The following is a 12,515-nucleotide window of genomic DNA, read 5'->3' on the forward strand; positions in this document are numbered from 1 at the left end:
GCGATGGCCTCGTACGACGACGTGATGTCACTGTCCGTCCGCCGCGGTTTCCTGTGGCCCGCGGTCGATCTGTACGGAGGCTTCGCGGGCTTTTACGACTACGGCCACAATGGCGTCCTCCTCCGGCGCCGATGGGAGGACCTCTGGATGGAGACGTTCCTCGGCCTAAGTGACAACTACTATCTGATCGACACGACGACGATCCTGCCGGAGGCTGCTCTGAAGGCCTCAGGCCATGTCGACCACTTCACCGACATCCTCGTCACCTGCACGCGCTGCGGCGAGTCCTACCGGGGCGACCATCTCCTCGAGGCCGCGACGCACGACGAGCGCGAAGGGCTGACGCCGTCGGAGGTCGACGCGCGCATCCGGGAACTCAAGATCCGTTGTCCGAACTGCAAGGGGGAACTCGGCCCCGCGCGGGAATTCAACATGATGTTCCCACTGGGAATCGGACCGATGGCCAAGGACCGCGCCTATCTCCGGCCGGAGACCGCGCAGGGAGTGTACATGAACTTCCGGCGGGAATTCGAAGCGCTCCGACGGAAGCTCCCGATGGGGCTGGCGATCATCGGCCGCGCGTACCGCAACGAGATCAGCCCGAGGCAGGGCGCGTTCCGGTTGCGGGAGTTCCTCCAGGCGGAGCTTCAAATCTTCTTCGACCCTGCGACGTTCGCGAGCGCGGTGCCCTTCGACGCAATTGCGGCGGAGCGCATTCGGATCGCCTGGGCCGCCGAGAAGAACGAGCCGACCGCGCATGACCTCCCTGCGAAGGACCTCGTTGGCCGCGGACTTCCGCCGTGGTACGTCTACCACCTGCATGCCGTCCAGCGATTCTACCTCGCCAATCTGCGGATCCCGAGGGATGCGTTCCGTTTCGCGGAACTCGACGAGCGGGAGCGGGCGTTCTACAACAAGATCCACTTCGACATCCAGCTGCGACAGGAGAGCCTCGGGGGGTTCCGCGAGGTCGGGGGCGTCCATTACCGGTCGGACCACGATCTCAAGGGCCATGAGGCGGGATCGCATGCGAAACAGTCCGTGACCGTCGGCACATCGAAGCTCGTGCCGCACGTGCTCGAACTGTCGTTCGGCGTCGATCGGAATGTCTGGGCGCTCATCGACTTGACGTTCGCCAAGGGGGAGCGGAGCGTCCTGCGCCTCCCACCGCGAATCGCGCCCGTGACGCTCGCGGTCTTCCCGCTCGTGAACAAGGACGGCCTGCCGGAGCGGGCCGAGGCGCTCTTCGCGAGCCTCCGAAAGCGCTTCACGGCCTTCTACGATGACTCCGCTTCGATCGGACGGCGATACGCGCGGATGGACGAAATCGGGACGCCGTTCTCCGTTACGGTGGACCATGAGACCCTCGAAGGGAAGGGCGTCACCGTACGGGAACGGGATTCCCAGAAACAGATTCGAGTCCTTGACGCCGAACTCGCGGACACGATTGCGAAGCTCCTCTCGGGCGAGACGTCCGTCGTCCCGTGACCGCCTGAATCGCTGCGCCGATCGACCTGTCCGTCCGAAGGGCCGGACGGCAACCGGCATGGACAGCCGGCGACGATTCCGTTCCTGAGAATCACTAATTCGGGAGCTATTCGGTTCGTGAGACGAACATCGGAACATTGAATAGACCCGTTACGAATGGTTGCCGCCGTCAGATTCAGTCCGCATGCGGACAACAGGTTGGGGGGGCGCCAACCGGTGCAACTGGGCCAAGCACAGATATCGAGAGTTATCGCCAGCGCGGGCCTAGTGCTCTTCGCGTTTCTGACTCTCGCAGGCAGCGCGAACGCAGCGCTCCCGCGGTCATTCTACTATCTCGGGGTCATCGTCGTCGATCGAGAAGAACCGCGAGTCGATTTCGTCTTCTGGCTCGACTCGCCGTATTCCTCGACGGATAACCAGACGATGGCGAAGACGATCGATGTCACCGCCAACTTCGGCCCCGAGCTGATGTGTCAGGATGCGAGCCCGGGTTCGTGCCAAGATTCCTGGAAGTACGCCGGCCACCTCGATGACGCGAAGGGGGACCAGTGGTTCAATGTGACCACGAGAATGGATTCGACGTCGACGGACCCGGTCTTCACGACGGTCAGCGTACATGTCGTGTACACGGACGCGGACGGAGCGCAAGCGCGGACGATCGACCGGACGCTGACCTTCGCACTAAAGTACGTGGCTCCGCCGCCCTCCGTGAACGTCGCGGCGGCCGCGGCGGCCGGCCTCGGAGGTGCGGGCGTCTTCGGAATCGGACTGTACGCGGCGCGTCGGGCGCGACTCGAGGAATTGTATCTGATGCACGACAGCGGCATGCTCATCCGCCATTGGTCGCGCAAACAAGGGATCGTCCACGACAGCGACATCATGAGTGGAATGCTAATCATCCTGCAGGAATTCGTGCGCGACTCGTTCGACGACCGCCGCGGGACGCTCGAGCAACTCCGGTTCGGGCAGCGCCAGGTCATCATGGTCCCTGGGGAGCACACGGTCCTCGCGGCCGTAATCGAAGGCCGCTACGTCAACGGCCTGCCGCGAAAACTCCAGCTCGCGGTCTGGGATTTCGAGCGGTCCCACTCGGACACCCTGGCGCAATGGGACGGCAACGTCGCCCTCCTGCCCCGCGCCGACGCGATCGCGGATCGGTTCATCCGTCCCCGTCTCCGCTTCCACCCGAACTGAACCGTGTATTCGCATCGCTGACATTGAGCCAGCAAGCGTTATAAGCGCGGCCCTCGAATGGGACGATGTCGCCATGGTTGATGATCACGTCAAGCGTAAGGTTCTCCTCCTCGGCGACGGCGCGGTCGGCAAGACGTCTCTGATTCGCCGCTTCGTGGTCGACAAGTTTTCGGACGACTATATCACGACGATCGGCACGAAGGTCACGAAGAAGGACCTCCGGCTCGAGTCCCCGGGCGGCGCGACGGACCTGACGTTCATGATCTGGGACGTCCTCGGCCAGAAAGGGTACAAGGGCATCCAGGATAGCTCCTTCCTCGGAGCGAAAGGCGCCGTCCTCGTCTACGACGTCTCGCGCACCGAGACCACGGAGAGCCTCCAGGACTACTGGATCCCCCATCTCCTCGACATCACGGACACGATCCCCATCGTCGTCGTCGGGAACAAGGTGGACCTCGTCGCCTCCCGCCGGACGGCGCAGGAGGGGCTCGACGAGCTCAAGGAGGAGCTCGAGGTCAAGGGCTTTCTGAGCTCCGCGAAGACCGGCGAGAACGTCGAAGCGGGATTCCTCGCGCTCGCGAAGTCGGTCGTCTCACACTCAGCCGGGAAGGTCGCGAAAGGCACCGCGGTCGACGAGGTCACGAACGAGTACATCACCGTTGCGGACGCGATCATCATGGACTTCTGCGACGTCATGGGCGGCCAGGAGGCGGCGATGCCGATCGTGCGGCAGCAGCTGACGCGGGCCGGCGTCGACGTCAAGGCGCCGACACGCGACGGGTTGCGCCTCGCAGTCGACTGTCTCGCGGAGGCGGAGTCGGCGTTCCGCAATGCGGACGACGTCGAGGCGAGCAAGCTGAAGCGCCTCGGCTGGATCAAGGAAATCTCGTGATCAGAGAGACCGGGCCATGTACGGGCCGTCGCGATCGTATCCGAGCGCTCGATAGTACCCCCGCACTCCGACGCCCGCGGTCACGCGGACCCTTCGGACGGAGAACTCCTCGCGCGCGATCCGCTCGGCCTCCCCCATGAGGCGCCTGCCGAATCCCCGGTGCTGCCACCGGCCCTTTGCCTCCGAATGGATCGGCACGATCCCACCGAACACCTTCAACTCGCGGACGGTCGCTCCCGCCCTGTCGAGACGCACTCGCGCGTACGCCACGAGCACATCGCGCCCTCGGTCCTCGATGCTCAGGAACAGCTCCGTACCTCCTGAGGACTCGTACTCCTCGCGGATCAGGGACAGGTCCTCGGGTCGCGGCACGACCTCTCGGAGGCCGACCTCGCGGCAACGGATGCAGCGGCACCGGAGGCCGGCACGCCGGAGTCGCTCTTTCGCGAGCACCCGCAGGTCGCCCCGCTTCGGGCCGTCCTCGATGTCCGCCGCGCCGATCTCCCGCTGCACCCGTTGGATGCGGCACCACCGCGGCACGATCACCTTGATGCGGGCGACGAGCTCGACCGCCTCCTCCGTTCGCAGCGGCGAGTAGCGACCGGATTTCCAGAGGCCGTACAGTGCGGTGCCCGGCAGCACGAGCGTGGGATAGATCTTCAGGAAGTCCGGCCGGTACGCCGGATCGTCGAAGAGGACGCGGAACGATTCGAGGTCGCGGTCCACGTCGGCCCCGGGAAGCCCGGGCATCATGTGCGCGCCGACTTTGAGGCCTGCGTCTTTCGCGCGCGCCATGGCGGCACGGCTCTGCGCATCCGTGTGCCCGCGATGGACCCGCTCGAGGACGTCGTCGTGGGTCGACTGGATCCCGAGCTCCACGCGGGTCGTCCCAAGGCGCAGGGACGCCTCCACCTCCGGGCCGAGGAAGCAGTCCGGCTTCGTCTCAATCGTGAGGCCGATGCATCGCACCTCGGCGCTCTCGTTCGCGGTCTGCGCCTCCTCGAGGGACGCCGCCACGGATCCGTTCATCCCGTCGAGACATCCTTTCACGAACCGCTCTTGGTATGCCGGCTCGAGCGCGGTGAAGGTGCCACCGATCACGATGAGGTCCACCTTGTCGGTGTCGTGCCCGTTCGCCCGGAGGGCCTGCAAGCGAGCGAGGGTCTGCGCGAACGGATCGTAGCCGTATTCGGCCGCCCGCATCGCCGCCGGCTCCGTGCCGAGGTACGACTGCGGCGTCCCGAACCGGGGTCCGCCAGGGCAGTACGTGCAGACGCCATGGGGGCACGCATGCGGGGCCGTCATCACGCTGATCACCGCCACGCCGCTCGCGGTCCGAGCCGGCTTCACTCGGAGGACGTCCCGAATCCCGTCGCGCATCTCCGGCGGGAGCGCCGCGAGGATCGAGGCGTCGCTCGGGAGGCCCGCGAGGCGGTGTGTCCGCGCGAGGCGGAGCTTCAGCCGTTGCATGTCGTCTTTCGACGACGGCGGCCTCCCGCGGAGTTCGCCGATCAGCGCATCGAGGAACGCGCCGTCCGGCCTTGTCGCGAACATCGATCGCACCTCCCGTCGGCTGGATCAGTCAGTCTTCTCCGGCGTCCCCGGCGTCGCCTCCTCCTCCCGGCGGCCGAACAGCCCGGCCGCTTGGGAGAGGCCGACGCCCAGCGAGGCGATTCCGGCGAGGCCCAGCGCGACCCCGATGATGCCGCCGACCGTGTACACGTCGCCGAGCGCGAGGATCAGGCCCGTGACGAGGCGGAACCACGCGAGGAGCAGCACGACCTCGAAGAGGACCAAGACGCCCACGCCCGCCGACGCGATCACGAGGCCGCTCACCCCCGCGGAAGACAGGCCCGCGGCGAGGTTCGCCCGCCAGAGCGCGGCTCCGACGCCGGCGAGGAAGAGGATCTGTCCGAGGTTCGAGGTCAGGCGAAGCGCGTCGACGGCATCGGCCATCGAGAGGCCCGCGGCGGCGGCGAACGCCTCCTTGTAGACCTGCGAAAGCTGCGACAGGAAGTACAGCCACACGCCGAGGAACGCGAGCGCGAGCCAGGCCCTCGGGGCCCGGACGCCTCCGAGGCTCACCCGTGCGGAACCCACGGCGGCAATATTCCGGACGTGGGGATGAACCTTGGCCCATGCGCCGGCGTCAGCCGTACATCGTGCCGGTCTTCTCGCCCTTGAGCGTCTCGCCCGCCACCTGCTCCATCACGTCGACCGCGAGGATCACGTGCAGCGGGATGAGGCGCAGTTTCCCCTTCATCTCCTGGTGGCTCTCGTCCAACTCGACGACGATCGCATCGTCCGTGCCGATCGTCGTGTACCCGCGGAAGATGCCTTTCGTGACCTTGGTGCGCTCGCGCGTCTCCATGGACTCGATGCGGTATCGCGATCCCTTGGTCAATGAAATCACATCTTGCGCCATCGCCTACCTCCGCCCCTCCGCGAGCTTCTCGAGATGATCGACCGTCTTGCGGTAGTTCTCCATCGCGATCTCGACGTTCGACTCGACGAAGTTCCACGCCTTCGAGAGGTTCCCGTACCGGATGCGGTAGCCTTTGCGCACCGCCCCGCGCTCGCTCACGTTCGCCTCGTCGAGGAGATCCATCTCCTTCAGCTTATTGATGTGCCGGTAGATCGTCGCCTTCGTCGTCTTCAGTTTCGCCGCGAGCTGCTCGACGGTCCACCCCTTGTCCATCCGGCCCAAGAGGCATTCGATGAACAATCGGTACGGCACGGACTCCCGCACGTTCGTCGCGTCCGTCTTCGGGTCGTATCCTTTTGGGATGTATCCGATCTGCGTGAGGAAGAGGAGGGCGACATCGTCGATGTCCTTGAGCGGCGTGAGGGGTGTGTTGCTCACCACGGCAATCTCAAACGGCAACGGGGAACCTTCGGTCCCGAACCGGCGTGCCCTAGTTAAGGTTTACCATTGAATTTTATTGCCGTAGGTAATAATAATTCCGGTCAGACGTCAACAATTCCACTGTAGGTATCGACGCGAAGGCCTCGCGCGCGCATTTCGCGGACGAGCACGTTGATGCCGATGCTGTCCGAGGCGACGTGGCCCGTGACCACGAGGTTCTTCGATCCCTCGCGACCGTATCGCTCCCACAACCGCTGGAGGGCCCCCGCATTGATGTGGATATAGAAAACCGTGTCGATTCGGTTGTCGTACGCCGCGCGGGCCACGGGGACGCCGCCGTTCGTGCCCGCGCCGTGGTGGACCGCCCACTTTCCGAGCGAATTCTCGAGTTTCCCCATGCGAACGACAATCCGCGTTTGTGCGGAGCGGAATTCCGGAATCGCCGAGAGCACGTCGATGGCGTCGCTCACCCTAGGATCGGACGGCAGGTGCGCGCGCAGCGTCTCGTCCATCACGCGCCGGCCGATCTCGTCGCACGGATTGTGGATGCACATGAGCCCGATCCCGATCATTCGTGCGATCGAGGGGAGGCGGTCATAATTCTCGGCGTGGACCTGCGGCTCGCGCTCGTCCTGCATCTCACGGACCGCCGCGTCCGCGGCGGCCTTCGGCACGCCGTGCCGGACGAGGATGTCGCCGTGCTTCGCGAGGACCTTCGGGAACCCGAGGATCGCCGAGCCGCCCGTCGGATGGTGCGCGATCACCAGGTCGTACCCTTTCTCCTTCGCCACGACGAGGTCCGCGGCGTCGACGTCGATGCCGACCAAGACCTTGTGGACGTCCTTCGCGGGGACGTTGATCGTCGTGTCGCCGGGGACCTCGGACTGCTTCGCGAGGGCGAGCGAGAGATCGAGGATCTCCTGGGAGTCCATGCCACACCGCGAACGGGCGCCGGTGCATAACCCTTCCCCGTCCGCTCGGGTTCGGCCAGGACAGCCAAAGGCTTTTCATTCCGGCGCCGTTGCCGAGGAGGGGAAGATCGTGGCCACCCGAGCCTCATCCGCCGAGATCGCCCGGACCGGGGTCACCGTCCGCATTCCGCCCGCGCTGCGATCGTACACCGACGGCCAGGATGAGGTCGTCCTCGAGGCGGATGACGTCGAGTCGCTCCTCCGGGCGCTCGACCGGGCGTTCCCGGGGATCCGGGACCGCGTCGTCGACGAGGCGGGACGACGGCGGCAATATGTGAACATCTTCGTGAACGAGGAGCTGCTCTGGTCGTCGCTCCCCGAGGCGCGGCTTCGGCGCGGGGACGTGGTCCATATCCTCCCGAGCGTTGCAGGCGGTTGACATGGCACGAATCAAGAAGGGCGATGTGGTCGTCGCGGTGGGGACGAAGAAAGGCGGATTCCTGTTCCATTCCCCGGACCGGAGGAAATGGTCCGTCGAGGGACCCGTCATGAAGGGCATGTCGGTGTACCACATGATCCTCGACCCGCGCGACGGACGCACGGTGTACGGCGCAGCACCGCACACGAACGAACCGTGGGGGCCCTGCGTGTACCGCGGCCGCGCGGGCGAGGACGTGAAGCCGACGGCCGCCTCGCCGAAGTTCAAGGAGGGCTCGGGCCTCGCGGTGACGCGCATCTGGCACATCGAGCCCGGGCCCGCGGACTCCCCCGAGACGATCTACGCGGGCGCGGAGCCCGCCTCCCTGTTCCGGAGCGACGACCGCGGCGACTCGTGGGGCGACTTCGACTCCCTGAACTACCATCCGACTCGGAAGGAGTGGCAGCCCGGGGGCGGTGGGCTTTGCCTGCATTCCGTTCTCGTCGACCCGCGGAATCCCAAGCACCTGATGATTGGCATCAGCGCGGTCGGAGCGTTCGAGACCCGCGATGGCGGGAAGTCCTGGACGACGGAGAACAAGAACGTCCGCGCCGAGTTCCAGCCCAACCGCTACCCGGAGCGGGGGCAGTGCGTGCACAAGCTCGCGTGGGACGCCTCCGGGGACGGGGCGATCTTTCAGCAGAATCACTGCGGCATGTACCACCGCGGCCCGGGGGGCGGCGCGTGGACGGAGGTCTCGAAGGGCCTCCCGTCGGATTTCGGCTTTCCTATCGCAGCCCACCCGCACGCGAAGCACACCGCGTTCGTCGCGCCGCTCGTCGGGGCGGAGAACCGTGTCTTCCCGAAGGGACAGATGGCCGTGTGGAAGACCTCGAACGCCGGCAAGACGTGGAGCCGACTCACGAAGGGCCTCCCGGGACCGAACGCGTACCTGGGCGTCCTCCGGGAGGGGATGGGCGTCGATGCGGAGGACCCGCTCGGCGTCTACGTCGGCACGAACACGGGACAGCTGTTCGCGAGCCGGGACGAAGGGGAGTCGTGGAAGATGCTCGCGGACTTCCTACCGCCGATTCTCTCCGTGAGCGTGGCGGAAACCAAGTGACGGCCCGCTGCTGCGACGCGTGAAAGGGGTGACGAGGCGGCGTGATCGGCGCCGCCCCGATGCGTTGCTGGCCGAACCTCAAAGGAACGTGAAAAACGGGAAGAACACGAAGATCAGGACGAGGACCGCCGCGAGGAGTTGCGCGATTCTCCACACGGTCGTCGTCCATGAATCGCCCGTCGCCGCGTACGCCCCGAGGAACAGGGCCAAGGTCACGAAGAAGCCGCCAACGCCAATCAAGACGATCGCCACCATCGCAATCGCGCCCACCGCTCCGGCTCCTGCGACGGAGAGGGTCGCAATCGTGATGATCCCCGTCAAGAGGGCGACTAGCCCGAAGACCAGGAGCGTAAGGTGCTGGGCCGGCGACTTGCCCATGTCCCAGAGTCTCTCGCCCATTCCCGGCATCGAGACCACCTCACCCGAAGATCGTGGGGGAGCTCGCGAGGACCAGCAGGAGCGCGACGAACGAGAGGATCAGCAAGAACAGGCGCACGAAGACGTCGAGATCTTCGAGCAAGATCGCGGCTCCCAGAAGGCCCGCAACGAGCAGGAACATTCCAAAGTGAGCGATCGCAGGACCCCACACTAAGCCCAAGTTAGCTTGGGCCGCCGATTGCTCCGGCGTTGGAGTAGAAGCGAACTGCGAACGGCTCGCATCGACCAACATCGCGCCTGCCGCTAAGAAGAGGAGGCCGGCTATGAGCAGGAAGCCGATCCCCATCCTCTTTCGATCCATGAACATGGGCCCACGCATCCTCGGTGGTGGTGGTTCCATCTGGTCCACACCTCGGAAGGCGCAGTTATGTTCAGATTTATATATATTCCGCTAAATGGGCAGTTCATATAAATTTCGCAAACGAGGCGGCCGGGACCGCTCGCGAACGACCCATGGGGGATTTCGCGCCGCCTCACACGCCCGCTTTTCCGGGGTTCAGGATGCGATCCGGATCGAGCGCCTCCTTGACCCGTTGGACAATGGCCAGGCCGGTCCCGAGCTCCTCGCCCATGAGGTGCGAGAGCTTCACGCCGACACCGTGGACGTATTCCATGGAGCCTCCGAGCGCGTGCGCGCGTCGGATCACCTCATCGACTGCGTCGGCGACGGCGAGCTTGGCCGCCGCTCGATCCCCACCGACCGGACGGACGACCTCGAGGGAGACGAGCTCGGGCTGCGTCCAGATGCCGAAGCCGATCGGCTTGACGCTGTGCTGCCGCAGGACGGCGAGCGCGGCCCGACGATACGCGAGGATCTTCGAGCGAGGGAGCGCGACATGCACGTAGTCGAAGATGACGTCTTTCAGGAACACGTCCGCACGCGTGATTCCGGGCGAGACCTCGTCGTGCGCGTAGATGATGTCGTGGCGCGTGCGCCAATACTCTCGGGCCTCCCGATCCGGATGGGGACGCGCCCGGGCCGCCCGAAGATGTCTCCGAGCGACCCGCCACGACGCCGCGACGAGTTCGCGAGCGCCCTCGAATCCGAGGTAGAGCGTCGGCGGTCCTGTGTCCGAGCCCCACGGGAGCCCGGGCGCGGGGAACGTCTGCTCGAAATCCATCGCGCTCGGCATGAGGCCCGCGTCGTACATCCGCGAGATGCACCGCAAGCCGGTCGGGAAATCCCGGAGTCGAAAGGCGTGAATCTCCGCCCGCTCGGGCACGGGGAAGACGCGCAGGGTCGCGGCGGTGACGATCCCCATCGTCCCTTCCGTCCCGACGAAAAGCCGCTTGAGATCGAGGCCGGTGGTGCTCCGAGCCGCGGGTCGCGTCCGGATGATCGTGGCGTCGGCCAAGACGACCTCGAGCCCGAGCACCTGGTCGCCCATCGTCCCGCGCAGGTATCCGGCATAGCCGATCCCGTTCGTGCCGATGGCACCGCCGAGGGTCGCGCGCGGCCGCGACCATGGGTCATGGCCGAGGCAGAGCCTTCGCCTCCGGAGGCGCTGATCGAGATGCTCCAAGACGATCCCCGCTTCCGCTGTGGCCGTGCAGGCAATCGCGTCGATTTCTCGGACGCGTCGCATCCGACGGAGATCGACGACGAGAGAGTGGGAGCCCGGGCGCGCACCGCCCATGAGGCCGGTGCCGCCTCCCCATGGGACGACCGAGAGGCCCGCGGCCTTTGCGGACCGAATGACGGCGGCGACGTCTTCGGGGGAACGGGGCCACACGACCGCCGCCGGCAAGGGCCCATCGTCCGGGAGGCGGGAGCCGCGGTGGGCCCGGAACGTATCGAGCCGATATCGGGGCGGAACGGCGGCGCCAATCGCGACCTGACTCGCGCTGAGACGACCGAGGAGATCCCCGAGCGACGCCACCACGCGGGCTCAACGCGCAGCGGATATTCAAGCCGCGCGGGACGTCAGGCGCGCTCGAGATAGTACAAGGTGTAGGCCTTGCGAGCCGGGGTCGCGTAGGAATTGTGCTCGAGACGGACCGGGACCCAGGAATCGGGGAGCTCGATCAGGTCTTCCTCGTCGCACTCGACGCGTTGCAGCTTTGCCTTCATGCGGATTCCGGAGTTGCGTTCGCGGATGGTGCCATAGCCATTTCGGGCCTGTTCTCGCGGATGATTCCTCGGCACCGCGAGGAGGGCGTCCGTCAGGATCGGTGGGCGGAGCGCGGATCGGGTCGCCCGGACCCGATCGCGAATGCGCCACTCTCAGACCGCCGATTCCGCGACCCACCGAACGTGACGCATCGATCCTCCATAGCGCGAGGGAGTGCTATACTATGACTATAATCAAGCGATTCCTCGCATGTCCGGCGAGCTTCTAAGGGAGGGAAACGCTTTTGATACCCTATTGTATGGAGGGGACGAGGTCAAACATGCCGTACACGTACCAGGGATGGACGCTGTACTCGCGAGACGTGAAACTGAAGAAGGGACCGAAAGTGACGATCTACTTCTTCAGCAAGCGCAAACCGAAGAGCGGCAAGCCGATGGACGAAATGCCGAAGAATCGCAAGGTCGGCGTGAACAAGCGCACGGGCCTTCCCTTCTTGCGGAAAGGTTGAGTCCACCTCGCGAACCCCCACCCGCCGAGGCAAAATGGGGGAGGACCTCGGCCCCTTTCTCTTTCCGTGATTCTCGTGGAAAGTATTTGGCCGAAGGCGTGTTGCTCGCCTCCGTGCCCGAAGGGACCGTCTCGTTCGAGGTCGCGGCACCCGTCGATCGGGTGTGGGCGTTCCTTTCCGACATGCGTCGCGTCGGCGGTTGCGTGCCCGGCGTGCAATCGGTTGAGGTCCTCGATGCGAACCGCGCGCGCTGGAACCTCAGGGTGAAGATCGGCCCGCTGTCCCAAGAGTTCGTCGTCCTCACGGAGACGATCGAGCAAATCCCGCTGCGACACGGGCGATTCCGCGGGGAGTCCGACCACATGGACCTGATCGGGACGATCGACCTCGCGCCGCTCGGGAATGGCACGAAGGTCACGTACACGATGGCCGTGCAGGCGAAAGGCCCGCTCGCGCGGATCATGGACAACTTCCTGCAGTCGAAGCTGAAATCGCAGACCGAGGAATTCGCCGCTAACGTGAAGAAGGCGCTCGAAGGCTGACGTCGGCGGGATTCCGACCGCGTCGCCTCGCGCCCATGGCTCCGGTTCAACCGTGATAACCGG

Annotated in this window: 16 protein-coding genes; 7 read left to right on the forward strand and 9 right to left on the reverse strand. The window is 65.6% G+C overall.

Annotated elements, in window-relative coordinates:
• Positions 1 to 3 precede the first annotated feature (3 nt).
• The 3 genes from VF992_07270 (at position 4) to VF992_07280 (ending at position 3,574) form a co-directional block, all read left to right on the forward strand.
• Complete coding sequence (locus VF992_07270) at positions 4 to 1,488, forward strand: glycine--tRNA ligase (GenBank protein ID HEX9340949.1); 1,485 nt, start codon at positions 4 to 6, stop codon at positions 1,486 to 1,488.
• 267 nt (positions 1,489 to 1,755) lie between these two features.
• Positions 1,756 to 2,682, forward strand: a complete 927-nt coding sequence (locus VF992_07275) for a hypothetical protein (protein ID HEX9340950.1) — start codon at positions 1,756 to 1,758, stop codon at positions 2,680 to 2,682.
• 73 nt (positions 2,683 to 2,755) lie between these two features.
• A complete protein-coding gene (locus VF992_07280; protein HEX9340951.1) occupies positions 2,756 to 3,574 on the forward strand; it encodes a Rab family GTPase in 819 nt (272 codons plus the stop codon).
• Here VF992_07280 and VF992_07285 read toward each other — a convergent pair whose 3' ends face one another.
• From VF992_07285 to VF992_07305, 5 genes are all read right to left on the reverse strand, one after another.
• Complete coding sequence (locus VF992_07285; protein HEX9340952.1) at positions 3,575 to 5,128, reverse strand: tRNA uridine(34) 5-carboxymethylaminomethyl modification radical SAM/GNAT enzyme Elp3; 1,554 nt, start codon at positions 5,126 to 5,128, stop codon at positions 3,575 to 3,577.
• 24 nt (positions 5,129 to 5,152) lie between these two features.
• A complete protein-coding gene (locus tag VF992_07290) occupies positions 5,153 to 5,674 on the reverse strand; it encodes a hypothetical protein (protein ID HEX9340953.1) in 522 nt (173 codons plus the stop codon).
• Between the two features lie 49 nt (positions 5,675 to 5,723).
• Positions 5,724 to 5,999, reverse strand: coding sequence for a hypothetical protein (locus tag VF992_07295; GenBank protein HEX9340954.1), 276 nt, complete (start codon positions 5,997 to 5,999; stop codon positions 5,724 to 5,726).
• A gap of 3 nt (positions 6,000 to 6,002) precedes the next feature.
• Entirely contained in the window at positions 6,003 to 6,437 is a 435-nt protein-coding gene (locus tag VF992_07300) for a winged helix-turn-helix domain-containing protein (protein HEX9340955.1), read from the reverse strand.
• A 104-nt stretch (positions 6,438 to 6,541) separates the two neighbouring features.
• Positions 6,542 to 7,372 (reverse strand): hypothetical protein, encoded by an 831-nt coding sequence (locus VF992_07305; protein ID HEX9340956.1) that lies wholly within the window; start codon positions 7,370 to 7,372, stop codon positions 6,542 to 6,544.
• A 109-nt stretch (positions 7,373 to 7,481) separates the two neighbouring features.
• Between VF992_07305 and VF992_07310 the strand changes: the two genes are divergently transcribed.
• On the forward strand, positions 7,482 to 7,790 hold the full coding sequence (locus VF992_07310) for a MoaD/ThiS family protein (protein HEX9340957.1): 309 nt from the start codon (positions 7,482 to 7,484) through the stop codon (positions 7,788 to 7,790).
• A gap of 1 nt (position 7,791) precedes the next feature.
• Positions 7,792 to 8,892, forward strand: a complete 1,101-nt coding sequence (locus VF992_07315) for an exo-alpha-sialidase (protein HEX9340958.1) — start codon at positions 7,792 to 7,794, stop codon at positions 8,890 to 8,892.
• Positions 8,893 to 8,970: 78 nt separating this feature from the next.
• Here the strand turns inward: VF992_07315 and VF992_07320 are convergent, their stop codons facing one another.
• From VF992_07320 to VF992_07335, 4 genes are all read right to left on the reverse strand, one after another.
• Positions 8,971 to 9,300 carry a hypothetical protein gene (locus tag VF992_07320; protein ID HEX9340959.1) on the reverse strand — a complete coding sequence of 110 codons (330 nt, stop codon included), beginning with the start codon at positions 9,298 to 9,300 and terminating at the stop codon, positions 8,971 to 8,973.
• Between the two features lie 10 nt (positions 9,301 to 9,310).
• Complete coding sequence (locus VF992_07325) at positions 9,311 to 9,631, reverse strand: hypothetical protein (protein HEX9340960.1); 321 nt, start codon at positions 9,629 to 9,631, stop codon at positions 9,311 to 9,313.
• A gap of 172 nt (positions 9,632 to 9,803) precedes the next feature.
• On the reverse strand, positions 9,804 to 11,210 hold the full coding sequence (locus tag VF992_07330; protein HEX9340961.1) for an FAD-binding oxidoreductase: 1,407 nt from the start codon (positions 11,208 to 11,210) through the stop codon (positions 9,804 to 9,806).
• A 44-nt stretch (positions 11,211 to 11,254) separates the two neighbouring features.
• Positions 11,255 to 11,401: a hypothetical protein gene (locus tag VF992_07335; GenBank protein ID HEX9340962.1), complete on the reverse strand. Its 147-nt coding sequence runs from the start codon at positions 11,399 to 11,401 to the stop codon at positions 11,255 to 11,257.
• 320 nt (positions 11,402 to 11,721) lie between these two features.
• Between VF992_07335 and VF992_07340 the strand changes: the two genes are divergently transcribed.
• Both VF992_07340 and VF992_07345 read left to right on the forward strand, forming a co-directional pair.
• Entirely contained in the window at positions 11,722 to 11,910 is a 189-nt protein-coding gene (locus VF992_07340) for a hypothetical protein (GenBank protein HEX9340963.1), read from the forward strand.
• Between the two features lie 113 nt (positions 11,911 to 12,023).
• Entirely contained in the window at positions 12,024 to 12,452 is a 429-nt protein-coding gene (locus VF992_07345) for an SRPBCC family protein (GenBank protein ID HEX9340964.1), read from the forward strand.
• Positions 12,453 to 12,515: the final 63 nt, after the last annotated feature.

The organism is Thermoplasmata archaeon (assembly GCA_036395115.1).
Classification (GTDB): domain Archaea; phylum Thermoplasmatota; class Thermoplasmata; order RBG-16-68-12; family RBG-16-68-12; genus RBG-16-68-12.

Bases quoted from the DNA above. Each gene is read 5' to 3' on its own strand.
- VF992_07270 (HEX9340949.1), top strand. From the start codon at position 4: ATGGCCTCGTACGACGACGTGATGTCACTGTCCGTCCGCCGCGGTTTC.
- VF992_07280 (HEX9340951.1), top strand. From the start codon at position 2,756: ATGGTTGATGATCACGTCAAGCGTAAGGTTCTCCTCCTCGGCGACGGC.
- VF992_07285 (HEX9340952.1), bottom strand. From the start codon at position 5,128: ATGTTCGCGACAAGGCCGGACGGCGCGTTCCTCGATGCGCTGATCGGC.
- VF992_07295 (HEX9340954.1), bottom strand. From the start codon at position 5,999: ATGGCGCAAGATGTGATTTCATTGACCAAGGGATCGCGATACCGCATC.
- VF992_07305 (HEX9340956.1), bottom strand. From the start codon at position 7,372: ATGGACTCCCAGGAGATCCTCGATCTCTCGCTCGCCCTCGCGAAGCAG.
- VF992_07315 (HEX9340958.1), top strand. From the start codon at position 7,792: ATGGCACGAATCAAGAAGGGCGATGTGGTCGTCGCGGTGGGGACGAAG.
- VF992_07320 (HEX9340959.1), bottom strand. From the start codon at position 9,300: ATGCCGGGAATGGGCGAGAGACTCTGGGACATGGGCAAGTCGCCGGCC.
- VF992_07325 (HEX9340960.1), bottom strand. From the start codon at position 9,631: ATGGATCGAAAGAGGATGGGGATCGGCTTCCTGCTCATAGCCGGCCTC.
- VF992_07335 (HEX9340962.1), bottom strand. From the start codon at position 11,401: ATGAAGGCAAAGCTGCAACGCGTCGAGTGCGACGAGGAAGACCTGATC.
- VF992_07340 (HEX9340963.1), top strand. From the start codon at position 11,722: ATGCCGTACACGTACCAGGGATGGACGCTGTACTCGCGAGACGTGAAA.